Here is a 21,156-nt window from a genome sequence, read left to right on the forward strand (position 1 = left end):
TGGCATGTCGATGGTTGATGCCGCGCTGCTACGACGGGCTGGTGACCTCAAGGGCGAGCTGGTGGCGTTCTCTCAACAGCCCCGCTACGACCGGGCTATGTCGAGTTTTCTGGCCGAGTACGGCAACGGCTTGGAAAGCGCCGATGAACAGCGGTGGATGCTGCTCTGGGACGGTTTCACCCTGGAGCACCGGCTGGCGGACGGCCAGACGGTGGTGGAGCAGTTCGTCGAGGCCCGGCCGGACCTGCCGGAGGTCGAACGGGAGATGGTGCTCGGGCTCGACGGCTACTACACGTACTGCCGTGACTCGGTTCTCGGGCCGGACCCGAAGGTCAGCCCCTCTATGGTGTCGATGTCGTTGCCGCCGGATCTGACCGGTGCGGAGACGGTTGCGCTGATTTACGACGAGACGGACGGACTCGGCTTCTACGCCGAGTTCGGCCTCGTGGAGGAAGCGTTCGTGAACCCCGACGTGCTGCGACGTCGCCGGTGGCGCGAGCGGACGCTGTCCTATCTCGAGGACGACAGCGTGGAGCCGATGGTCCTGCGTCGGCTGGCTGCTCGGCATCCGGAGAAGGCGAGTGTCGTGTTCCGTCGGCTGCTGAAACGACCACGCTTCGACTGGGTCCGGGACGGTGAGGCGTTGATGCGCGAGTTCAAGCCGCTCTATTTCCATCGGCTGCCGCGCCCGCGGGTGAGCCCGCTCAGCGAGCGCTTGGCAGAATTCGCCAGACGCCGCTGATCAGAAATGGTGGGGTCGGCGGCTATTCGTGATGGTATCGGCAGGAGATGATGGTGATCTCGTTGGTCTCGACGGCGTACACCATGCGGTGTTCGTCGTCGATGCGCCGGGACCGGAGTCCCGCGAGGTTGTTTCGGAGGATCTCCGGTTTGCCGATGCCCTGACCGTCGGGATCACGTTTGATGTCGGCGATCAGGGCGTTGATGCGTTTGAGGGTTCTGCGGTCCTGAGTCTGCCGGTACAGGTAGTCGTCCCAGGCGTGGTCGGTCCAGCTGAGTTTCACTCCTCGGGGCCGAACTCGCGCTCCGTGGCTCGTCCCGCTCGCCATTGCTCGACGCTCTCAGTGAGGCGCTTGGCGTTGGCGGGGGATCGAAGCAGGTAGTTGGTTTCCATGATCGAGTCCCAGTCCTCCTTGCTCACCAGGACGGCGTTGCCGCGCTTGGAGACGATTTCGATCGGAGTGTGGTCCAGGTTGACTCGTTCGATGAGCGGAAAGAGGGACTTGCGAGCCTCGCTGGCACTGATCGCTGAAGTCACGACGCCTCCCAAGGTTGTACCGAATATGGTACCACTCTGGTGGTGGCGGTGTGCCGCTTTTGACGCTCGCCCGGTGCCGCCGACGGCGGCCTGAGTGCGACTACCTGCTCCGTGAGCTGGTCAGACGTCCCGGTAGTGAGCCACCGGGGATGGCGATGGGGTGGTTCGCATGGTGCAACGTCCGGCCCAGGTTTGTCTGCCTGGGGCGACTCCCAGACCCCACGTTACGGTGGGCGCGGTGGGCGGATCGGTTGCGGTCCGCCTTGGGTGCGGTGGCGATTGCGGCGGTACGCGAGCGGCGAGCTCTGTGCATTGCCAACGTCGAGCCAGGTGCGCGGTTGAGGTCCCTCTCTTGCTCGGTGGGCGATGCCCGGAGCGCCGTCGAGCGTGAAACCCCGTACTCGCGGACGAGTCGGAGTCGGTTGGGGCGAGTCAGTCGAGGTCGGAACTGCGCGGCGAGCTGTCGCGATCGGCGAGTACTACGCCGCAGACGCCTCGCCGCGTTCGACGACATGGGGGGACGTGGCCACCCGCAACGCCCACACCATCCCGACGTGCCCTCCTTCACCGATCGCGAGGTGTTCCGGGCGCCGCTGATTTCGACGCGCCCTCGGCGTGCTGCAAGCCCACGGCTACCCCGGCGCCGAAGCGCACCGTGGGCCGGCCGTCGTCACCGACCTGCCTCGTCCATCCCGGAGGACTGTGCTCGGTCCAACACCGTAACGCCGAGGCGGCCTTTACTTCGGCGTCCATCGTGGCATCAGGCGGAATGAGGGCCGCGCGGCATCCGCGTCGAAAGCACTGGTACGCGCCGTGTTGGTGCCCGTCGAAGGGGGCGTTCGCGCATGGTCTGGCGGGTGTAGGGTCGACGCCGCATCGCATGATCCACGGGAGGGGACGGCAAGTGGTGGAGAAGCACGGCCTGGCTTACACGCTTGGCTTCGTAGGGTTCCGCCTATTCTGCTGTCTTATCGTGGTAGGCGCCCTGGTGTGGTCAGTCATTGCGTTGGTACGTCGCGCGTCTCGGAGCCGCACGCCGCAGGCTCCGTACCCACCGCAGGCTCCGTACCCACCGCAGGGCCCGTATCCCCCGCAGGGCCCGTACCCGCCGCAGGGCCCGTATCCCCCGCAGGGCCCGGACCAGGCGCAACCCTAAGCGCACTGATCGATCTACCCTTTCCCGTGATCGACGCAGGCCAGAGGGCGGTCAGAGACGGTTCAGATCGACCTATGTGTCGGGTCGGCATGCCCTTCCAGCCGGCGTCCCAGCAGGAGGAATGAGCGCGTGTCTACCCGCCATCGGCTTGCTCGGCGGGCATCAAGCGGGCGAGCTGCTTACTGGGCAGACGCCGACCGAGTCATGGCTCTCGGCGGGCGCCGCGCCGCTGGGCCACCGTCACCACGGTGACGAGGGCGATCATCACCAGGCAGAGCAGGCCTGCCGCGACGGCAATCCGTTCACCCATCACTGGTACGGCGGCTCACTACGGTCGTCACGTAGAGCGCGCCGAGGGCCTCTGCCACCGCGATCACGGCGGCGAACGTCTCCATCATTCCGGCAAGGGCGGTGATGCCGAGCCGTGCCGCGGTGATCATGAGAGCGAGCAGCAGGCCCAGCAGCCTTGCCAGGTTGAGGGCCATGGCGGCCTGCACGAGGTGGCGGCCGTTGGTTCCCCGCAGCAGCCCGATCTGCAAGACGACGGTGATGACGGCTCCGACGCCGGCGCTGACCGCGAGGATGGAGACGGATGCCGCTTCGGTGGCGGCGAGGGTGCCCTGCCGGTACGCGTTCCACACCAGCGATCCCAGCCACACCAGAGCGACGTCGGCCAGCGCGTGGATTCCCAGCGTTATCGCCATGGCAACCGATTGCCCGCGACTGAGCGGGGCGCCGGTCACCGTGTGACCGCCCGCGGCCACCGGCCGCCGTAGAAGGCGGTGTCGTCGACCTTTTGCCGCAGGCTGGCGTTCATCGACGAACAGACCCCTTCGAGGATTTCCGCGCCGGCGACTTCGATGTACAGGCGGCGAGCGCTGCTCCGACGGCGATGAACGGTGCGGCGGGTTGGCCGATGATGATCGTCGTGAATCCGATGGCGCTGACGATACCGTCCTTGGCCACCGTGATGAAGCTCGGCCGCCCGGCTCGGGGCCGTTCGGTTTGGCGGTTGTCGATACCGTCGTCGGCCATGGACGGGCTTCTCCTGATGGCGATCCCGCTCGCCGCGGTGCTGCTGTGGGGGTGATCTCGCCTCGATTCCAGTGGCAGGTGATCTACGCCTGGCGCTGTCGCAACTCGGAGGGGAGCGAGCCGAACGACGTCGTGTACGACCTGAACCGGCTCGCCAACATCGTCATGATCGGCGTACTGGCATGGGTGTGCGTCGATCAAACCACCGCGGGCGACGCGGCACCCGCCCGGCCGACCAGGACGTCCGGCACCGCATCGGTGTTCAGATCAGTGAGGTGGCCCCCGATCGGGTCGCCGTCGCCGTCCTGGACGCATGCCAGTCGGACTGCCGAGGAGAGTTCGCCTACTCCGGCGCGACGTATTACCTGGTGCCGGTGCGGCTCCACAAGCCGCTGGGCGCCCGTCTCGTGGACGACACCAACGGCCTTCCGGTGTTCTGACCGGCCACGCCGGTACCTGTCGCCGGGCCGGCGACCTGCAACGACCACGCGATGGTGTGCCCGGCCGCCCCGCCCTCCACCGCGGCGCGCGCCGTTCTGTCAGCCGAAGAGGGCGCCGGGGATGTCGGCGTAGAACAGGGCGGGATCGCGGGACAGGGACGCCTTGACGTTGGCGGTCGGAGTGTCGGCGATGACCTCGAGCGCGCCCGCCTCCAGGCCGTCCAGCGCCTTGGCGATCACCTCGTGCGGCGGGAGCTTCGGGATGTCGTACCCGGCCATCATGTCGGTGTCGGCGATCGCCAGGGCCAGCGCGGTCACCTGGGTCTTCTGGCCGGCCAGCTCCAGCCGGATGCCGTTGGTGAGCGACCACTCCGCCGCCTTCGAGGCCGCGTAGCCGTTGCTGGACGGGGCGAACGCGTACCAGCTCAGCGCCGAGATGACGGTGAGGATCGCGCCGCCGGCCAACCGGGGGGCGAAGGCTCGGGTGACGTTGAGGGTGCCCCAGAAGTTGGTGTCGAACTCACGGCGGATGTTGTCCGTGGAAGGGCCGAGCAGCGGCGCGTCGGTGGAGATGCCGGCGTTGTTGATCAGAATGTCGAGGTCGCCGACTCCGGCCGCCGCGGCGGCGATGGACGCCGGGTCGGTGACGTCCAGTTGGAGTGGGACGACGCCGGGGATGTCGATGCTGTCCGGGCGGCGCGCGGTGGCGTAGACGGTGGTCGCGCCGCGGGCGAGGAGGGCCTCGGCGAACGCCTTGCCGAGTCCGCGGTTGGCGCCGGTCACCAGGGCTTTTGTGCCGTTGATCTGCATACCGCTACGCTAAAACCTCACGTTGACGTCAGAGGCAAGGGTTGCGAGGTGGATCACGGTGCGGATCGGCGACCTGGCAGAACGGACGCGCGTGAGTGTGCGGGCCCTGAGGTATTACGAGGAGCAGGGACTGCTGGCCTCGACGCGCAGCGGCAGCGGGCAGCGCCTCTATGCGGACGCGGCGGTCAACCGCGTACGCCTGATTCAGCAGTTGTACGGTGCGGGCCTGTCCAGCAGGACGATCGCGGAGTTGCTGCCGTGTGTCGACGCCAAGGTGAGCACGCCCGAGTCGCGGGCGCGCCTGGTGGCGGAGCGGGACCGGATCAACGCGCAGATCGCCGAGCTGACCCTCGCCCGGGACCGGCTCGAGGACATCATCGAGGTGACGTCGGGTCCGAACCCGGCGTGCGACTACCGCTAGACAGAGCGGTGGCGTGCCGGTCGTCATCCGAGCGCATGGCTGTCGATAAGCTGCCGGGATGAGTCCTGCCGCCCGGCGGCCCGGCGGATAGGGTCCGGGGCGTGGAGGACGACACGCACGCGAGTATCGCTCCGTCGGTGCGGCGGCTCAGGCAGCGCGCGATCGGCGACCGGCTGCGGGAGAGTCTGCTCTTCCTGCCGATGCTGCTGCTGGCCGCCGGCATCCTCGCCGAGACCGCGGCGCGGGAGATCGACCGGAGCCGGGAGCCGGCGGGGCTGGGGCTGTTCGCCATGAGCTCGGACGCGGCGGTCACTCTGCTGTCCACCATCGCGGGCGCCACCATCACCACCGCCGGAGTGGTGTTCTCCCTGCTCGTGGTGTCGCTGCAGCTGGCCAGTGGTCAGTTCTCGCCGCGGGTGCTGCGCACCTTCTGGCGGGATCGGATCGGTCAGGTGCTGATCGGTCTGCTGCTGGCGACGTTCGCCTTCTGTGTGCTCGCGCTGGGGCACATCGACAGCCAGGACCAGGCGCCGCGACTGACCATGACCCTGGCGGTCGGGCTCTCCCTGGCCTCGGTGCTGGCCATCGTCGTCTTCCTCAACCGGATCACCCGGCAGCAGTACGTGGGCCGGATCATGGAACGAATCCAGCACGAGGCCATCGAACTGATCGATGATCTGCCGTACGGGTCCCGGATGGGCATCCAGGTCGGTGCGCCGATCGCCGCCCCGCGGGCCGGTGAACCCGGCGACGCCCTGGCGGTCAGGTCCCCGGCTGACGGCTGGGTGCAGCAGATCAGCCACCCGGCGATCCTGGCCGCGGTGCCGCCGGGCAGCACGGTCCGCCTGGAGACCCGGGTCGGCGCGTACCTGATCCGCGACGAGCCGCTGGTGCGGATCTGGCCACGCCCGGCGAAGGCGCAAGCGCACCGGATCGCCCAGCTCATCGCCGAAGCGGTCGTCATCGGCGCCACCCGGACCATGCAGCAGGACATCGACTTCGCGCTGCGCCAGCTCAACGACATCGGATTGCGCGCGTTGTCGCCGGCGGTCAACGACCCGACCACCGCGGTCGAGTCGATCCTGCGGGTGTCGTCCGTCATGCGTCCGCTCCTGCAGGCTGACCTGCCGGCCCAGGCGCACCGGGACGACCGGGGCCGGAGCCTGCTGACGCCGTGGGACCTGGACCATGCCGAGTACGTTCGGCACGCGTACGGCCAGATCCGCCTCTTCGCCGGTGGTCATCCCCAGGTGGCCTTGACCCTGATCCGGGTGCTGCGCATGCTGCGAGACGTCGTCGCCGCCCGCGAGGACCGTGCCGCGACGCTCGTCGAGATCGACCGTCAGCTGGACGCGGTCATCGACGACGCTCGCCGCGCGGGTCTGCCGGATTCGGAGCTGGCGCCGATTCGTGAGTCTGCCCGGCGACGCCAGGAGTGATCAGCCGGTGGGGCGGCCGCGCCGCTCGATGTCGTGCGCGACCTCCGGGTCCCACCGGGAGGCGTCCCAGTCGTCGCTGGTCACGACCGGTTTGCGACGGCCGCCCAGGCTGACGTCGCCGGTGTGGCGGCGGAGCCGGGTGCGGGTGATCAGCACGCCGGCGAGCAGCGCGGCCCAGGCGGCCAGCTGGAGAGCACCCAGCAGCAGGGCCGGCGCGGTCAGCAGTTCGCTCAGCGCGATCAGCAGGACGGCGAGGGTCAGGCCGCCGTAACCGGGGGCGCCGGGACCGCCGGGTGCCACCCGGTCGGCGCTCACCGCCCAGACGATCGTGGAGATCAGCAGGCCGATGAGGCAGATCAGCGTCGCCGAGCCGAGGATCAGGTTGGTGATCGCGAAGGTCGCCTGGGTGCCCACGGAGAGCGGGTCGGCGGCGCCGCTGCGCAGGGCCGCCACCCCGGCCAGGACCAGCACCGTCGTCAGGGCCGAGACCAGCAGGTAACCCACGCTGAACCGGATCACCCGGCGAGTGGCCAGGCCGAAGGTCTCCAGATTCCCCTCAGCGGGTGGCAGGTGCTCGTAACTCATGACGTCTCTCCGATCGACCCGAGCCATCATGCCGCATGCCTCCGTACGGGAGGCGTCCTGCATCGAGAGAAGGTGACGATGCTGCACAGGGTTGTCAGGCGGATCCGATGGCGGCTTCAATCTGTCCCGGCGGCCCGATGCCGGCCGCCGGCCGCCGAGGGGGAGAAACGATGGGTGTTCTGTTCGACTATTTCCGGGCGCCCGAGGTGGAGGAGGTGCGGCGGAAGCTCGACGAGAACGAGGGTTACTCGCCGGTCCCGGAGTTCTTCGACGGGGTGATGCTGAAGACCATCGACCCCGGCGTGATCCTGGCGCAGATGATCGCGATGGCGGCGGACCGGGAGTGGAGCGCCGACCTGGTCAGCGAACGTCTCATCTGGCCGATGAGCGCCGACCGCGACCTCGAGTATCAAGGGCCCTGGGTGACGGGCATCGGTGATCCGGCGCGGGACGCGCTGGCCGGCATCGAGGCCGGCCGGGCGCCGGAACTGGCCGAGCGGTGGGCCGGCATCGAGGAGTTCTTCGGTGACGTCGACACGGAGTACCTGGCCGAAGTGATCATCGAGCTGGGGGAGCTCGCCGCGCGGGCCCGGGCGCACGGCGAGTCCCTCTACTGCTGGTCCAGCCTCTAGCCGCGGTAGGCGCCGATGATCTTGGTGAACTGGTAGGCGGACTGCGCGACGCCGCTGCACGTGTCGTCGTTGGGGTAGGCGCCGGGGCACTGGCGGTCCCGGTTCAGGGACCAGAACGTCAGGCGGGCGATGGTGTGCTGCTGGGCGTACGCCGTGATCGTCTGCATGTCGGCCAGGGTCACCGTGGCGTGCTCGTCGGTGATGCCGTTCATCGACGAGATGCCGACATGGTGGTACGCCTCGGCGTCCGACCACCCGTACGCACTCTTCAGCTTGTTCTTCAGCCCGTCGGCCGCCTGGATGGTCAGCTGGCCCTGGTTGCCGCCGGTGTTGCCCCAGTCGAAGGTCATGATGCCCCAGCCGTCGACGACCAGGCCGGCCGCGGCGGCGCGCTTGATCAGCGAGTCGTCCGGGCCGCCGGTGCCGCTGCCCAGCGTGATGTAGGTGGTGATGCCCGGGTTGTTGGCCTTGATCGTCTTCAGGGCGTCGACCGTCTTCTGCTGGTCGGTGGCGCTGTCGTACGGGGTGCCCTCGATGTCGATGTCGATCGCTTTCAGGCCGTACGCGTCGATCACCTTCTGGTAGGCCGCGGCCAGCGCCGACGCGCTGCCGCAGTAGTGCTCCAGCCACGGTCCGCTGGCGCCGCCGAACGACACGATCACATCGCCCCCGTCGGCGCGGATCGTGGTGATCGCGGTCTGGTCCTGGCCGCCGGTGAGCGGGCGGGAGCCGTCCCACTTCGGGTCGCAGGTGCCGCTGTTCAGCATGAACGCCATGGTGAACCACCTGACGCCGGTGGCCGCGGTGACCGCGCTCAGGCTCGGCGGGTTGCCCCAGCCGGTGTAGTAGTACGGCGCGACGGCTTTCGCTCCCGGCCCGCCGGTCGCCGGCGGGGTGGTGGGAACGCTGCCGCCACCGAAGGTCCATTTCTGGTTCGACGTGCCGGTGCACGTCCAGAGCTGCAGCTTGGCGCCGTTCGCGGTGTTCCTGTCCCTGACGTCCAGGCACTTGCCGGACGCCTTGTTGACCAGGTCGCCGGCCGCGTTCAGTGTCCACTTCTGGCTGGTCACCGAGTCGAAGCAGTCCCACAGGTGGACCGCGGCGCCGTCGGTGGTGGCGTTGTTCGCGACGTCGAGGCACTTGCCCCTGCCCTGCACCGAGCCGTTGTCGGCGAGGGTCCAGAGCTGGTTGGCGCTGCCGGCGACGCAGTCCCAGAGCTGGGGCAGGGTGCCGTTGGCGGTGGAGCCGTCGGTCACGTCCAGACATTTGCCGTTCAGTGCGCTCGCCAGCGTGCCGGCGCTGGCCGCCGAAGCATCGGTGATGCCGAGTACGCCGAGGGTGCCGGCGACGAGCGCGGCGGTGCCGACGGCGAGCAGAGGGGTGCGTTTCAGGGGCATGGCGGGGATCTCCCTTGCCGGGATGGGGGTCGGGCCGGGATTGAAAAGGTGGCTAACAATAAACGCTCCCGTCGATGTGTCGTCAACCTGCACGCAGCGCGACGGACCCGGCGTTTTCGCAGTTCAGAGCCGGTTTTCGGGGTAACCATAAATTAACCTTAAAGGTCCGGAACCGTGAAACAACGCATTCACGATCTTCACATCAACACCCGATTGGTGGTACGAGTTGGCACATCCGCACCGGGCAGTGCCCCGCCGCGCGTCGTTCGCGCAGCTCAGTGGGCATGCCAGGAGGCCGTCCGGTGCGGTCGGGCGACGCCATGGAGGTCATCCGTACGGGGAGCGCGATGGTTTTCCGGCTGCCGGTCCGGGCAGAATCGCGGCGGAGCCAGCGGAAGGGCACCCCACCGATGACGACCCCGTATCTCGTCCCCTGTCTGGTGACGTTGCGGTCTGAGTTCAACCGGCTGTCGCCGAGACGCGACAAGGACAGCGACGGCTGGATCGGCGACGCCGCGCACAGCTCGCGGGTCTCCGACCACAACCCGGACCGCGCCGGCCGGGTCCTCGCGCTCGACATCGACTCGACCGGACCGTGGCCACAGCCGTTCGGTGACCTGGTCGAGACGCTGCGCGGCGACTCCCGGCTGGAATACATCATCTGGAACCGGCGGATCGCCTCGCGGGCCCGGGGCTGGACCTGGCGGGCCTACGCCGGCAGCGCCGATCCGCACACCGGCCACGCGCACTTCAGCGCGCGGCACGACCACGCCGGCAACAACTCGACCGCACCATGGCCGCTGGAGGACGTCGTGACGCCCGATGACATCGAGAAGATCGCCAACGCGGTCTACCTGAAGCTCAAACCGCAGCTGGACCAGGCGGTGTCGGCCTGGGACGACACGTTCGGCCGCGGAGACGCCGCCACCACGGCCGGGCTGATCCTGGTCGAGACCCGGAACAACACCCGGGCCCTGCTGTCCCGGCTGCCCGAGGAGAACGGGAGCGGCACCGGGACGCCGGCGGCCGGCGCGGTGTGACCGCCCGCCGGGCGCGAACCCGGCGAGCGGTCACCGGTCCCGGCGTTACCGGCCGGAGGCGTACAACTGCCTGATCTCGTCGGCGGACAGCGCCCGGTCGTACAGGTGCACCTGGTCGGCCGTGCCGTCCAGGTAGTCGACCGGGTTGCCGCCGAACTTGCCGCGGCCGATCACGGTGTTGCCGGTCGGGGCCCCCTGCGGCAGGCACGCGTCGGCCGTCCCGGCGAGCTCGCCGTCGACGTACAACCGCAATTGGCCTTTGACCGTGTCCCGCACGCCGGTCAGGTGGTACCAGCGGCCGGCCTCGGGTCTGATGGGAGCCAGCGCGCGCACCCCGGCGAAACTCATCGCGAAGCGTTGGTCGGCGCCGGAGTACTGCAGGAAGAAGTCGCTGTTGGCGGGGCCGTCCTGGCTGATCACGGTCTGGAACGCGCCGTCCGCCTTGTCGAGCCTGACCCAGGCGGCGACCGAGTAGTCCGAGGCGGTGTTCAGCACCGGGCGGCCGGCGTCCAGGTACTGTTTGCCGCCGTTGAACGCGACGCCCTGGCCGGTGTGGCCGTCGGCGAAGGCCGGAGCGTTGACCGGCGTCAGATCGCCGTACGACCCGTCGAGCGGCCAGAACGCGATCCCGGACAGCCCCGGGGTGCCCGGATCCGGCTGCGGGATGCCGGCCGTGGTGCCGTCCGCTCCCGCGATGATCTTCTGGTTGATCGCCTTGACCTGGGCGAGATCCATCTTGGTGACCCGGCGGTCGTAGGTGAAGAAGCCGTTGAGCTCCCCCTCCACATCGGAGAGCTGGGTGTAGATCGCCGCGCTGATCCCGCACCGCTGCGCCGAGGTCAGCACGTCCTGCTGGTTCTGCACGTAGCGGGCGGTCAGCGTGGCCTTGTCCGGGGTCATCTGGTAGGCGTTGCCGTCGCCGAACCACATGTGGTTGGACACCTTCAGCCCGAAACCGCCGTGCTCGCCGTCGATCGCCACCCGGTCCGCGGTCGGCCGCGGCGAGGCCGGACCCAGGTACTGGTGGTAGTCGATCACGTCGCCGCGGCCGGAGTCGCCGTGCGAGTTGCAGCAGTTCACCCCGCTGTGCGCGTTCACCAGCCGGGACGGGTCCTGGGCCTTGACGTCGTCGGCGATCCGGCCGGTGGCCGCCCGGTCCCACTCGCCCCAGCCCTCGTTGAACGGGATCCAGGCGACGATCGACGTCCAGCTCTGATGCTCGCGGACCATCTCGTGCAGCTCGGCCTCGAACTGCCCGCGCCACTCCGGCGGGATCGGCCCGGTGTTCGCGGCCGGCATGTCCTGCCACACCATCAGGCCCAGCTTGTCCGCCCAGTAGTACCAGCGATCCGGCTCCACTTTGATGTGCTTGCGGACCGCGTTGAAGCCCATCTCCTTGTCCTTCTTGAGATCCCACTTCAGCGCCGCGTCGGTCGGGGCGGTGTACAGGCCGTCCGGCCAGAAACCCTGGTCGAGGTTGGCCATGGTGAACAGGATCCGGTTGTTCAGCGTGATCCGCAGCCGCCCGTCCGCACCCTTCGCGGTGCCGACCGCCCGCATCCCGACGTAGGAGCCGACCCGGTCCACGGTCGTCCTGCCGTCGATCAGGGAGACATCCAGGTCATAGAGGTACGGGTCGTCGGGCGACCACAGGTGCGCCGCGGTGACCGGGAGGGCCAACTCCGTACCGGAACCGCCCTGGATCTTTCCGGCCACCGCGCCGCTGCCTCGCGCCACGGCCTTGACCTGTAGATTCTGGCGTCCCGCGACGTCCACGGTGAGACGCAGCACGCCGGCCTCGGGGTCGGGCGTGAAGCGCAGCCCGGTGATGCTGTCGGTGGGCACCGGCTCCATCCACACCGTCTGCCAGATGCCGGAACTGCCCTGGTAGAAGATGCCGTGATCGCCGGTGCGGCGCTGCTTGCCGATCGGCTGCCCGGTGGCGTCGGTGAGATCCTCGGCCCAGACGATCAGCTCCTGCTCACCGGACCCGGTCAGCGCGTCGGTGACGTCCACGTCGAACTTGTCGTAGCCGCCCCGGTGCGTGGCGACCTGCCTGCCGTTGACGAAGACCTTGGCGTCGTAGTCGACCGCGCCGAAATTCAGCTTCAGCCGATTCCCGCCGCCCACGTCCCAGCCGTCCGGGACGGTGAACGTCCGTCGATACCACATCCGGTCCTCGTGCCGCTGGATCCCGGAGAGCGCCGACTCGATCGGGTAGGGCACCAGCACGCGCTCGCCGAGATTCTGCCCGGTCGGCACGGCCTGCCCCACGGTCGCGCCGGCGAACTGCCAGACGCCGTTCAGGCTCTGCCACCGGGCCCGGGTCAGCTGCGGGCGGGGGTAGTCGGGCAGGGCGTTGTCCGGGCCGACCTGGCCGGTCCACGGAGTGGCCAGCGGCGGGATGCCGGCATGCCAGGTGGGTTCGCCGGCGGCCACCGCGGCGGGTGTCGCCGTCGTCGCGGTCACTGTCAGAAGGGCGACGGCCGCGGCCGCCAGGGTGAGGATCTGTTTCTTCACGCGCGATGCTCCTTGAGAACGGTCCAGGAACGCTCGTGTTCAATCGTGAGCAAACACAGTTGAACAACGATCGTGGCATGTAGTCAAGGTCTTCGATTTCTAAACTTTCTTGTCCAGGTTCTCCGGGGACACGGCCTGAACCTGGTCGCCGACGGCGGCGTACTCCCTGATGCGCACATCGATGCGCGTTGTGCGACGCCCGAATCCCTCGCCCGTGAGGTGGCGGCAACCATGAGCCAGTCCGACGACTACCGGCTGCGTGACGCCCGCAGGTTCGTTCAGAACCTGGAGGACGCGCTGGCCCGCACCCCGCACGGCCGGCCCGTCCCGGGCCTGGCCGCGATCGAGGGCACCGACCCGACCGGCACGGTCCACTGCCGGGTCGGGCTCCGCGGCGATCTTCGGGTGGCGATCGTCGACGGCTGGTGGCATTCCGTCGGTCCCGACCGCATCGCGGACGCGGTTCTGGAGGCGTACCGCTTCGCGTGCGAGAAGGCCGGCTTCGCTCGGCTGGTCCTGCGCCACCACGGACGCGCCGGGCGAGCGAAGTCCCCGCCGGTGGATCCTGGCCGGCGATGCTCCTATCCGAGCGGGCACGCGGACCACCAGGATCTGGCCGAACTCCGGCGACGCCTCGAACAGGCGTCGATCGGCCTCGACCGGGCCGCCCGGTTGTCGGAACTGCTCAGCGGACGCACGTCCCGGGAGGTCACCGGACCGCGCCGCCTGTTCACCGTGGTGATGCGAGGTGCCGTCATCCAAGGCGCCCGGGTCGCTGTCCACGGTTTGCGTCGCGCCGATGGCGCCGTGCTCGCCGCCGACGCCCAGGACGCGCTGCTCACCTCGCGACTCGGCATCACACCTGGGGAGAGGTAATGGGAAACGACTACAACTGGTATTCCACCCAGAACGTTCGAGTCGCCACCGAAGGTCTCCGGGAATCGGGCCGGAAGTGGCACGGACTCGCGGATCGGATGGCTTCGGTCTCCTCGACCGCTGCTCGCCAGCACCTTGACCAGTCGGCCTTCTCCGTCGTCATCGACGGTCCGGTCGGCTCCGCTGCCACCAGCGATCTGCAGGACGCCTACCAGCAGCAGTTCGACCGCCTGAACCGGCTGTTCGCGGCGGCGGTCGAGCAGTTCGATGCGATGGGCGCGGCTCTGAAACGAAACGCCGACTGGTACGAGGATGCGGATGCCGACTCGGCGCAGAGCTTCGACGGCATCGCCGCCGGCGACTGGCCGCACTGACGGAAGGAGGCCTGACATGACTGAACCGGATGGATCGTTCGCCCCGGCGCTCCTCGGCACCTTCCAGGACGCGGTCGACCTGCTGGAGAAACAGGTCAGTGGCATTCGCACCGCCTGGGACGAGTTCACTCGCACGGCCGAGGAGTTTCTCGCGGCGATTCGCGCGAAACTCCAGGACGATCACTGGTGGAACAGGATCGCGGAATGGTTCACCGACGACATCGCCGACACGCTCGAGGCGATCGAGGCCGGAATCGAGTCGGCTCGGGTGAAACTCGATGACATCCTCGGCAGGATGGATGCAGCGCTCAGCGGCACACCACCGATTCTTTCGCTGTTCCGGTCCGGCATCGACTGGTCCACCACGATCAATACACGACTCAGCGCGATCCAGCCGGACGTCGAGCAGTCCGGCAGCATCGACGTGTGGCACGGCCCGGCGCACGACACCTACCGGACTCGGGAGACCGAGCAGGGAGAGGCTGTCGGGCTTGCGTCCGCGCAGGTGAAAAGCCTCAGCGTGTGGCTTGCCGACGTGGCGGAAGCGAACACACACTTCGTCACCGAACTGGTGGATCAGGCCACAACCATCGTGGAGGAGTTGGTCACGGTGACCTTGGACATCGGCACTGCCATCGGAGCGGAGGACCCGCTCAGTGCTCAGGAGGCCGTCAACAATCTGGACGAGATGATGGGGAAGTACGCCGCCGCCATCATCGACTTTCTCACCAGCCTGGCCAATCGATTCACCGAGGTGATCCGTCTGGTCACCGAGGTCGCGGCCGAGCACAGCGACAACAGCGCGTTTCCGGGAGGCAACTGGCCGAAGGCGGTGGACCTGTGAAAATGCGACCCCTGCTCGGCGTGATCGCGATGTTGACCGTGTCGATCCTCGCGGGGTGTTCCAGGGTCGACGTCCCGGACATCAACAGTCCGCTGTCGTCACCCGGTGTGACCCTACCGCCGTCGCTGTTCCCGTCGGTGGATTCGCGACGATCGGTGCCTCCGGCCACTCATCACTGGAAAACCGATGGTCTCGCCTGTCCCTCAGTGACCAGGCCGGCGGCCGTCGCGGCCGGAATCGCCGGAGTGGGAAAGGTGGTCGACGCCGATCACCTCAGCGCCCTCGGCGACACCATCAGCTGCCAGTGGGGACCAGCCGACGGTACTGCCCCGTCGGCGATCATGAACCTGACCACGACCACTCAGCAGGCAGCGGCCGACAGGGTTTGGGCGATCGGCGACAGCACGCTGAAGCAGCCGCTCAACGGGGTAGGTGAGCAGGCGTTCATGTCGGAGGACGTCGGCTTCGACGAGACGCGAATCGCCGTACGGTCCGGCAATGCCACCGTCCGCATCCAGCTGCTCGCGAAGCGGAACGACGCCGGGAGCCGGAAGGCGTTGCGGGGGGCGGCGGCGGACATCGCGAACGACCTGCTCACCTGTCTGGTGCCGGCGTGACGCTGCCGACGCCGCCGCGGCGGGTCAGTGCGGTGCCCGTGCCGGATCGACCCGATCACGGCGCGGGTCACCGCGTCCACCCGCACCCGCGCGCGCCGGTTCAGCGGCGCGGTCGGAACTCGCGGGCCAGCACGTAGCGCGCGGTGCTCGTGCCGATCCGCACCCCCTGTTCGTCGGCGCTGCGGAAGTGCACGCCGCCCCAGATCCGCGCCTCGATCACCTCGGCCAGCGCCGACGAGAAGCTCGGGAAGGCGCGGGTGGTGCCGGAGTCCGCGCTGTACGCGCTGATCGGCAGGTCGTCGCGGCCGAAGAAGCGCTGCCAGGTCAGGGTGATCGCGGAGAACGAGCAGGTGTGCCCGGAGGTGTAGTCCGGGAACGGCGGGGTGACCAGCAGCGGCGTCCAACTCGGATCGCCGGTGGTGTCCGGGTTGCCGTCGTTGTCCGCCTCGCGGACCGCGGTGATCGGGCGCCAGAAGTTCCAGTACTTCTTCTCGTTGTAGCAGGCGATCAGCGCGTCCACGTTGGTGATGTCGACCATCGCGAACATCCGCGCGGTCTGCAACGGGCTCAGGTGCCGGGTGATCGCGAGCTGGCGTTTCATGTCCCACTCGGTGAGCCGGCGGTCGTGCCACCAGATCGCCGACCGCGTCTGGTCGGCGGTGCGGACCGTGCTGGTCACCCCGCCGATCGCCTTGACCTCGTTCAGGTCCTTGGCATAGGTGGCCCCGGTCAGCGCGGGCGGACCGGCGGTGCGGAACATCGCGGCGTCCGGCAGCACGAACGGCTTCAGGTCGGCGAACCAGGCGCCGTCCTGGACGTTGGTCGGCGGGGTCGGCCGCCACTGGCCGGGCGCGGTGCCGACGTGGTAACTGTCCGAGGTGTCGAAGGCGCCGTCCCCGGCCCGCGCCTTGATCATCGCGTCGGCGGCCTGCCGGCCGACCCGGACGCCGCCGTTCTCGGCCCAGCCGTCCGGGATCGCGGCCAGTGCCGCGTCGTACTGCGCCTGAACAGTGTCGGCCTGATCCGGGAAGAGCGAGGTGAGCACCCCGGAGGCGGCCGCGGCCACGGCGGCGTCGACCGCATAGCCGCGGTGCGCGCGCGGCGCGGTCAGGTACGGCTCGAAGGGCACGCCGGACACCGCGTTCACGGCGTCGTAGACGGCGCCCTGCACCATCGCGAAGCTGCGCGCCGCGGTGGCCGGCGACTGCTTCGCCACCTCGTAGATCTCGTTCTGCGCGTTGAGGTTCCAGGTCACCACGGCGTTCGGGCCGCGGGGCGCGGCCTGCGCCGCCGACGGCACGAAGGCGCTGGTCAAGGTCAGAGTCAGGGTCACGGTCGCGGTCAGGGCGGGCAATTGACGGTACGCCATCAGGTCCCCCGGGGACTCGTCAGAGTCGATGCGTATGCATCACCACCCTGGTCGCTCAGGGCCGTCCACACAAGACCCGGCGGCCGGTCTCGTGGAGATCCAGCTCGCTGATCATCCGGGCGGCGGCCACCGCCCGGATCACCCGGCCCGCACCGCCGGCCCGGCCCGCCCACTCCGCCGTGTCGATCGAGCCGAGCCGGTCGATCCGGAAGCCGACCGGGACACCGTCGACCTGGGCGACGAGCACGCACGGGTTGACCGGCTCCGGCCGCCGGCCCAGCAGACCGGCCAGGCAGACCAGCGGGATGGCGGCCCGCCGGTGCTGGATCATGCCGAGCACCGGGCCGTCGCCGCCGACTCCGGCGGGCATCGGGATGATCTCGGTGATCTGGTCGAGCGGGGTGGCGAAGTCGCCGCCGGCGGCGTAGGTCAGGAATGACCCGCCGGCCCGCGCGGCCACCGCCCGGGACTCCGGGCGGGCGCCCAGCCGGCTGGCCGCCGCCAGTGCGCCCAGATCCGGATCGGCGTCGACGGCGGCCGGATCGAGCACCAGGAACCGGCCGGCCGCCGGAGTCTCGACCAGGCCGGCGATCAGGCCGGGGCGGGGGAGGACGACGGCGGGCACGGCGAGCACGTCGGCCTCGGCCAGCCGGTGCAGCCCGACGAGCGCGGTGACCGGCAGGGCGACGTGGCCGCCGGCGACCCGCAGCACCAGGTGCGCGGTCACGGTGGCCGGGCCGGGGCGGTCCGTGCCGAACAGCGGGAGCGGGTCGAGCACGGGCAGCTTACGGCCGTCGTACGACAGGAATCTGCCGGCCGCCGTACCCGGCGTGATCGTGTGCACCAGGGAGGTGTCCACACCCAGGGTCAGCTCGCCGCAGCGGACCACGACGACGGTCCGTGTCGCCCCACCGGCGGTGGCCGCGGTCTGCGTGTCCCGCACCTGCACCGCGGGCAGCCCCGGAAGTCGGCGCACCGCCGCGGTGTCCAGCACCGCGACCGGCCCCGCCCCGGCGGGTTCGGTGAACAGGTGCGACACCAGGGACGGCCCGGCGCCGGTCGTCACCGGCCGCACCGCACCCGGCTCGGGGCGCAGCATGCCCAGCACACCGTCGGCCAGCAGCCCGAACCGGTGCTCGCCGTCGGCGACGACCAGGACCACCTGCTCGTCCGGGGCGGCATCGCCGACCCCGAGGTGCGGGCGCAGATCGAGTACCGGCAGCACCAGGCCGCGCAGGTTCAGCGAACCGGCCACGCCGCCGCCCGGGAACGGCGCCGGATCCAGCGCCGGCGGGCAGGCGACCGCCTCGTGCAGGGCGGTCAGCGGCAACGCCAGGGTGAGCGGGCCGAGCCGGGCGGCGCCGTAGGTGATCCGGTCAGCGGGCATGTTCGGCGACCAGCCGGGAGACGAGACGGTCGACCTCCTGCGCGGCGGCCTGCTGCACCCGGGTCGAGCCGGAGATGCTGCCGATCGCCTCGTGGGTCCGCTCCACGCTGTCCACGATGTGCTGGAACGCCGCGCCCGCCTCGGCCGACACCCGGGAACCCTCGTGCACCCGTTCCGCCGCCTCCTCGACCAGCCGCCCGACGTGCTGGGCCGCCTCGAAGGACCGCTCGGCCAGCTTGCGCACCTCGTCGGCGACCACCGCGAAGCCGATGCCGTGTTCGCCGGCCCGGGCCGCCTCGATCGAGGCGTTGAACGCCAGCAGGTTCGTCTGGTTGGCGATCTCGCTCATCACCCGCACCTCGTCGGCGATCGCCTTCGACGACTTCTCGATCAGGCCGATCGCCTCCATCGACGCCTGCAGCGCCTGCGCGCCACCGGTCGCCGCGGTCTGTGTCCGCGCCGCCAGCTCGGCCGCGGTCTGCGAGGTGCCGGCGATCTCCGCGATCGACTCGGACAGACTCTGCACCGACGTGGTCACCTCGGCCGTCCCGGCGATCAGCGCGTCGATCCGCTGTTCCCGCTCCACCTGGGCGGTGATGTCGGACGCGTACTTGACCACCCGGATCGGCTTGCCGTCCACGTCCATGATCGGGTTGTACGTCGCCCGGATCCAGACCTGGCGCCCGTAGTTGCCGACCCGCTCGAAGCGCCCGCTGATGAACTCGCCCTTGCCCAGCCGCAGCCAGAAGTCCCGGTACTCGTCGGAACGCCGGTAGTCCTCGGTGCAGAACCGGCTGTGGTGACTCCCGACGATCTCCCGCAGCGTGTACCCCATGGTCCGCAGGAAGTTCTCGTTCGCCTGCAGCACCGTCCCGTCCAGGTCGAACTCGATCACCGCGTTCGACCGGTTCAGCGCGTCCACCTTCGCGGCGAACTCGGTGTTGCGCAGCTTGGCCGCGGTGACGTCGATGGCGAACTTGACCACCTTGTACGCCCGGCCCTGCTCGTCCAGAATCGGGTTGTAGGTGGCCTGCAGCCACAACTCCCGCCCGTCCCGGCCGAACCTCCGGTACTCGCCGGCCTCGAACTCGCCCGCAGCGAGCCGCTGCCAGAAGGCCGCGTACGCGTCCGACCCGGCGTACTGCGGATCGCAGAAGATCCGGTGATGCCGTCCGGTGATCTCGGCGAGTGTGTAGCCGGTGGCGGCCAGGAAGTTCGCGTTCGCGGTCAGGACGTTGCCGTCCACCCCGAACTCGATCACCGCCTGCGACCGGTCGATCGCGGCCATCCGGCCGGTGTACTCCGAAAGATCGGTCATTTAAGCCCCCTCGCGTGCGGTCTGTCCGAGCACCCGCACCTTCGGCCGTCCCCCTCGCCTCTAAAGCGAAACACCCCGCCCGCTACCCGCCGGCGCGGTGTAGCCGATCGAACGGCAGTAGGCGCCGATGTCGAGGCCGCCGAGCTGCTGCGGGGTGGTGGCCGCCGAGGCCGGAGCGGTCACGGCTCAGGCTAGGAGTCTGACGGCTTTCTGCAATTGCTTGCAGACGAAACGTAACTTCCTTCATGGAATGGTTCATCTTGCAGACACGGGCGCGGAAGCCTGGTGTGTCGGGAATGTCCTGATAGAACGTCCAGCGTGCGTTGGATCCGGATTCTCTCTACCGTGCTGCTGACCCTCGCCGGGACACCGGCGGCGCCGGTCGCGGTGGCCGCGCCCGGCCCGTGCCGCAACGCGTTGAGCGTCGTCGCGCACGAGGACGACGACCTGCTCTTCCTCAACCCGGAGATCAGCGACGACATCGCGGCCGGGCGCTGCGTCACCACCGTCTACGTCACCTCGGGTGACGCGGCCCGCGGCCCGGCCTACTGGCGGGGGCGCGAGGAGGGGGAGATGGCGGCGTACGCCCGGATGGCCGGCCGCCCCGGGCAGTGGACCGAGGACACGCTGACCGTCGACGGGCACGCCGTGCACCGGGCGACCCTGGCCGGCACCGCGATCACCCTGCTGTTCCTGCGCCTGCCCGACCGGCTCGGCGGCTGGCCGGCGCAGACCCTGCAACTGCTGTGGCTCGACCCGGCGACCCGAGTGCGCACTCTGGACACCGGCCAGGCATACGACCGACCGGCGCTGGTCGGCGCGCTGCTCGCGCTCCTCGACACGTACCAGCCGGCGGTGATCCGGACCCTGGACTTCCGTGACGCGTACGGCGACGGCGACCACGACGACCATCACACGACCGCCTACCTGACCTGGGCGGCGCAGCGGGCCTACCGGACACCGCACCGGACCGTCGGGCACCTCGGATATCCGGTCTCCCAGCGCCCCGTGACGCTGGACGCCGCGCGGGCCGCGGTCAAGCTCGGCTACTTCCTCACCTACGCGCCGCACGACCCGGTGGTCTGCCAGACCGAGGACTGGTGCATGCGCGGCAACTACGGCGGCTACCTGCGGCGCAACGTCCCGGTCGAGCTGCCGTACGGGGCGGGCCGCAACGTGGCGGCCGAAGCCCGGGTCACCGGCTCGTCCGGGGACACCGGCACCGGGCGCACCCCGGTCCGGGTGGTCGACGGCCGGCTCGGACCCGAACTCATCGGTGAATGGGTCACCGCCGGTCAGCGGGCCGGCGCGTGGCTCGGCCTGGCCTGGCCGCAGCCGCAGTGGCTGGACCGGATCGTGCTGTTCGGCCGCCGCGACCCGGCCGGCCGGATCGCCGGCGGCGTGCTGCGCTTCGACGACGGCAGCCGGATCCGTTTCGGCCCGCTACCGGCCGGCGGCGCCCCGCTGACCGTGCGGTTCCCGGCGAAGAGGGTGCGCAGCGTGCGGCTTACCGTCACGGCGGCCACCGCCGGCGCCACCGGCCTGGCCGAGATCCGGGCGATCACCGCCGACGCCGGCCGGCGCCGATGAGCGCCGGCCGGCATCCCCCGTTACCGA

Annotated in this window: 23 protein-coding genes; 11 read left to right on the forward strand and 12 right to left on the reverse strand. The window is 69.7% G+C overall.

The features are described from left to right. Positions 1-4 precede the first annotated feature (4 nt). Positions 5-742, forward strand: a complete 738-nt coding sequence (locus ACSP50_RS06900) for a hypothetical protein (RefSeq protein WP_014688435.1) — start codon at positions 5-7, stop codon at positions 740-742. A gap of 22 nt (positions 743-764) precedes the next feature. Here ACSP50_RS06900 and ACSP50_RS06905 read toward each other — a convergent pair whose 3' ends face one another. The 4 genes from ACSP50_RS06905 to ACSP50_RS41615 form a co-directional block, all read right to left on the reverse strand. Continuing rightward, positions 765-1,025, reverse strand: a complete 261-nt coding sequence (locus ACSP50_RS06905; protein ID WP_014688436.1) for a Txe/YoeB family addiction module toxin — start codon at positions 1,023-1,025, stop codon at positions 765-767. Then, positions 1,022-1,279, reverse strand: a complete 258-nt coding sequence (locus tag ACSP50_RS06910) for a type II toxin-antitoxin system Phd/YefM family antitoxin (RefSeq protein ID WP_014688437.1) — start codon at positions 1,277-1,279, stop codon at positions 1,022-1,024. Before ACSP50_RS06910 ends, ACSP50_RS06905 begins: the two co-directional genes overlap by 4 nt. 1,458 nt (positions 1,280-2,737) lie before the next feature. Then, the gene (locus ACSP50_RS06920) at positions 2,738-3,139 is read right to left on the reverse strand and encodes a hypothetical protein (protein WP_043510958.1); all 402 of its coding nucleotides are present in this window, start codon (positions 3,137-3,139) and stop codon (positions 2,738-2,740) included. A gap of 109 nt (positions 3,140-3,248) precedes the next feature. Further along, positions 3,249-3,470 (reverse strand): hypothetical protein, encoded by a 222-nt coding sequence (locus ACSP50_RS41615; protein WP_155123447.1) that lies wholly within the window; start codon positions 3,468-3,470, stop codon positions 3,249-3,251. A gap of 188 nt (positions 3,471-3,658) precedes the next feature. On the opposite strand from ACSP50_RS41615, the gene ACSP50_RS06930 reads away from it, so the two are divergent. Then, positions 3,659-3,910: a hypothetical protein gene (locus ACSP50_RS06930; RefSeq protein WP_155123448.1), complete on the forward strand. Its 252-nt coding sequence runs from the start codon at positions 3,659-3,661 to the stop codon at positions 3,908-3,910. 99 nt (positions 3,911-4,009) lie between these two features. Here ACSP50_RS06930 and ACSP50_RS06935 read toward each other — a convergent pair whose 3' ends face one another. After that, entirely contained in the window at positions 4,010-4,720 is a 711-nt protein-coding gene (locus ACSP50_RS06935) for an SDR family oxidoreductase (protein WP_014688442.1), read from the reverse strand. A gap of 58 nt (positions 4,721-4,778) precedes the next feature. Between ACSP50_RS06935 and ACSP50_RS06940 the strand changes: the two genes are divergently transcribed. Next, positions 4,779-5,141, forward strand: a complete 363-nt coding sequence (locus ACSP50_RS06940; protein ID WP_014688443.1) for a MerR family transcriptional regulator — start codon at positions 4,779-4,781, stop codon at positions 5,139-5,141. A gap of 101 nt (positions 5,142-5,242) precedes the next feature. Further along, positions 5,243-6,580 carry a DUF2254 domain-containing protein gene (locus ACSP50_RS06945; protein ID WP_014688444.1) on the forward strand — a complete coding sequence of 446 codons (1,338 nt, stop codon included), beginning with the start codon at positions 5,243-5,245 and terminating at the stop codon, positions 6,578-6,580. Here ACSP50_RS06945 and ACSP50_RS06950 read toward each other — a convergent pair whose 3' ends face one another. Next, complete coding sequence (locus ACSP50_RS06950) at positions 6,581-7,165, reverse strand: hypothetical protein (RefSeq protein WP_043510960.1); 585 nt, start codon at positions 7,163-7,165, stop codon at positions 6,581-6,583. A gap of 170 nt (positions 7,166-7,335) precedes the next feature. Between ACSP50_RS06950 and ACSP50_RS06955 the strand changes: the two genes are divergently transcribed. Then, positions 7,336-7,797, forward strand: a complete 462-nt coding sequence (locus ACSP50_RS06955; protein WP_014688446.1) for a hypothetical protein — start codon at positions 7,336-7,338, stop codon at positions 7,795-7,797. On the opposite strand, the gene ACSP50_RS06960 is transcribed toward ACSP50_RS06955, so the two are convergent. Beyond that, positions 7,794-9,194 (reverse strand): ricin-type beta-trefoil lectin domain protein, encoded by a 1,401-nt coding sequence (locus ACSP50_RS06960; protein ID WP_014688447.1) that lies wholly within the window; start codon positions 9,192-9,194, stop codon positions 7,794-7,796. The genes ACSP50_RS06955 and ACSP50_RS06960 overlap by 4 nt on opposite strands. A gap of 440 nt (positions 9,195-9,634) precedes the next feature. Between ACSP50_RS06960 and ACSP50_RS06965 the strand changes: the two genes are divergently transcribed. Further along, positions 9,635-10,234, forward strand: coding sequence for a hypothetical protein (locus ACSP50_RS06965; protein WP_080127741.1), 600 nt, complete (start codon positions 9,635-9,637; stop codon positions 10,232-10,234). A 45-nt stretch (positions 10,235-10,279) separates the two neighbouring features. Here ACSP50_RS06965 and ACSP50_RS06970 read toward each other — a convergent pair whose 3' ends face one another. Continuing rightward, positions 10,280-12,754 carry a glycoside hydrolase family 2 gene (locus ACSP50_RS06970; protein WP_014688449.1) on the reverse strand — a complete coding sequence of 825 codons (2,475 nt, stop codon included), beginning with the start codon at positions 12,752-12,754 and terminating at the stop codon, positions 10,280-10,282. Positions 12,755-12,985: 231 nt separating this feature from the next. Between ACSP50_RS06970 and ACSP50_RS06975 the strand changes: the two genes are divergently transcribed. The 4 genes from ACSP50_RS06975 to ACSP50_RS06990 are packed head-to-tail and all read left to right on the forward strand — an operon-like array spanning position 12,986 to position 15,465. Beyond that, a complete protein-coding gene (locus ACSP50_RS06975) occupies positions 12,986-13,630 on the forward strand; it encodes a hypothetical protein (protein ID WP_014688450.1) in 645 nt (214 codons plus the stop codon). After that, positions 13,630-14,004 (forward strand): WXG100 family type VII secretion target, encoded by a 375-nt coding sequence (locus ACSP50_RS06980; protein ID WP_014688451.1) that lies wholly within the window; start codon positions 13,630-13,632, stop codon positions 14,002-14,004. The genes ACSP50_RS06975 and ACSP50_RS06980 overlap by 1 nt, the downstream gene beginning before the upstream one ends. Positions 14,005-14,020: 16 nt before the next feature. Continuing rightward, the gene (locus ACSP50_RS06985; protein ID WP_014688452.1) at positions 14,021-14,848 is read left to right on the forward strand and encodes a hypothetical protein; all 828 of its coding nucleotides are present in this window, start codon (positions 14,021-14,023) and stop codon (positions 14,846-14,848) included. 2 nt (positions 14,849-14,850) lie between these two features. Then, entirely contained in the window at positions 14,851-15,465 is a 615-nt protein-coding gene (locus tag ACSP50_RS06990) for a hypothetical protein (protein WP_014688453.1), read from the forward strand. A gap of 100 nt (positions 15,466-15,565) precedes the next feature. Here ACSP50_RS06990 and ACSP50_RS06995 read toward each other — a convergent pair whose 3' ends face one another. The 4 genes from ACSP50_RS06995 to ACSP50_RS44560 are packed head-to-tail and all read right to left on the reverse strand — an operon-like array spanning position 15,566 to position 19,722. After that, a complete protein-coding gene (locus ACSP50_RS06995) occupies positions 15,566-16,834 on the reverse strand; it encodes a vanadium-dependent haloperoxidase (protein WP_014688454.1) in 1,269 nt (422 codons plus the stop codon). 55 nt (positions 16,835-16,889) lie between these two features. Further along, positions 16,890-18,221: a chemotaxis protein CheW gene (locus ACSP50_RS07000; protein ID WP_014688455.1), complete on the reverse strand. Its 1,332-nt coding sequence runs from the start codon at positions 18,219-18,221 to the stop codon at positions 16,890-16,892. Next, entirely contained in the window at positions 18,211-19,539 is a 1,329-nt protein-coding gene (locus ACSP50_RS07005; protein ID WP_014688456.1) for a PAS domain-containing methyl-accepting chemotaxis protein, read from the reverse strand. The genes ACSP50_RS07000 and ACSP50_RS07005 overlap by 11 nt, the downstream gene beginning before the upstream one ends. Positions 19,540-19,599: 60 nt before the next feature. Continuing rightward, the gene (locus ACSP50_RS44560; RefSeq protein WP_255344724.1) at positions 19,600-19,722 is read right to left on the reverse strand and encodes a hypothetical protein; all 123 of its coding nucleotides are present in this window, start codon (positions 19,720-19,722) and stop codon (positions 19,600-19,602) included. Between the two features lie 162 nt (positions 19,723-19,884). Here ACSP50_RS44560 and ACSP50_RS07010 point away from each other — a divergent pair, with 162 nt between their 5' ends. Further along, positions 19,885-21,129 (forward strand): PIG-L family deacetylase, encoded by a 1,245-nt coding sequence (locus ACSP50_RS07010; protein ID WP_014688457.1) that lies wholly within the window; start codon positions 19,885-19,887, stop codon positions 21,127-21,129. The last annotated feature ends 27 nt before the right edge of the window (positions 21,130-21,156 follow it).

Source organism: Actinoplanes sp. SE50/110 (assembly GCF_900119315.1).
In the GTDB taxonomy this organism is placed as follows: domain Bacteria; phylum Actinomycetota; class Actinomycetes; order Mycobacteriales; family Micromonosporaceae; genus Actinoplanes.

Coding starts and splice junctions, on each gene's coding strand:
- ACSP50_RS06900 (WP_014688435.1), top strand. CDS start 5: ATGTCGATGGTTGATGCCGCGCTGCTACGACGGGCTGGTGACCTCAAG.
- ACSP50_RS06920 (WP_043510958.1), bottom strand. CDS start 3,139: ATGGCGATAACGCTGGGAATCCACGCGCTGGCCGACGTCGCTCTGGTG.
- ACSP50_RS41615 (WP_155123447.1), bottom strand. CDS start 3,470: ATGGCCGACGACGGTATCGACAACCGCCAAACCGAACGGCCCCGAGCC.
- ACSP50_RS06935 (WP_014688442.1), bottom strand. CDS start 4,720: ATGCAGATCAACGGCACAAAAGCCCTGGTGACCGGCGCCAACCGCGGA.
- ACSP50_RS06950 (WP_043510960.1), bottom strand. CDS start 7,165: ATGAGTTACGAGCACCTGCCACCCGCTGAGGGGAATCTGGAGACCTTC.
- ACSP50_RS06955 (WP_014688446.1), top strand. CDS start 7,336: ATGGGTGTTCTGTTCGACTATTTCCGGGCGCCCGAGGTGGAGGAGGTG.
- ACSP50_RS06960 (WP_014688447.1), bottom strand. CDS start 9,194: ATGCCCCTGAAACGCACCCCTCTGCTCGCCGTCGGCACCGCCGCGCTC.
- ACSP50_RS06975 (WP_014688450.1), top strand. CDS start 12,986: ATGAGCCAGTCCGACGACTACCGGCTGCGTGACGCCCGCAGGTTCGTT.
- ACSP50_RS06980 (WP_014688451.1), top strand. CDS start 13,630: ATGGGAAACGACTACAACTGGTATTCCACCCAGAACGTTCGAGTCGCC.
- ACSP50_RS06985 (WP_014688452.1), top strand. CDS start 14,021: ATGACTGAACCGGATGGATCGTTCGCCCCGGCGCTCCTCGGCACCTTC.
- ACSP50_RS06990 (WP_014688453.1), top strand. CDS start 14,851: ATGCGACCCCTGCTCGGCGTGATCGCGATGTTGACCGTGTCGATCCTC.
- ACSP50_RS06995 (WP_014688454.1), bottom strand. CDS start 16,834: ATGGCGTACCGTCAATTGCCCGCCCTGACCGCGACCGTGACCCTGACT.
- ACSP50_RS07000 (WP_014688455.1), bottom strand. CDS start 18,221: ATGCCCGCTGACCGGATCACCTACGGCGCCGCCCGGCTCGGCCCGCTC.
- ACSP50_RS07005 (WP_014688456.1), bottom strand. CDS start 19,539: ATGACCGATCTTTCGGAGTACACCGGCCGGATGGCCGCGATCGACCGG.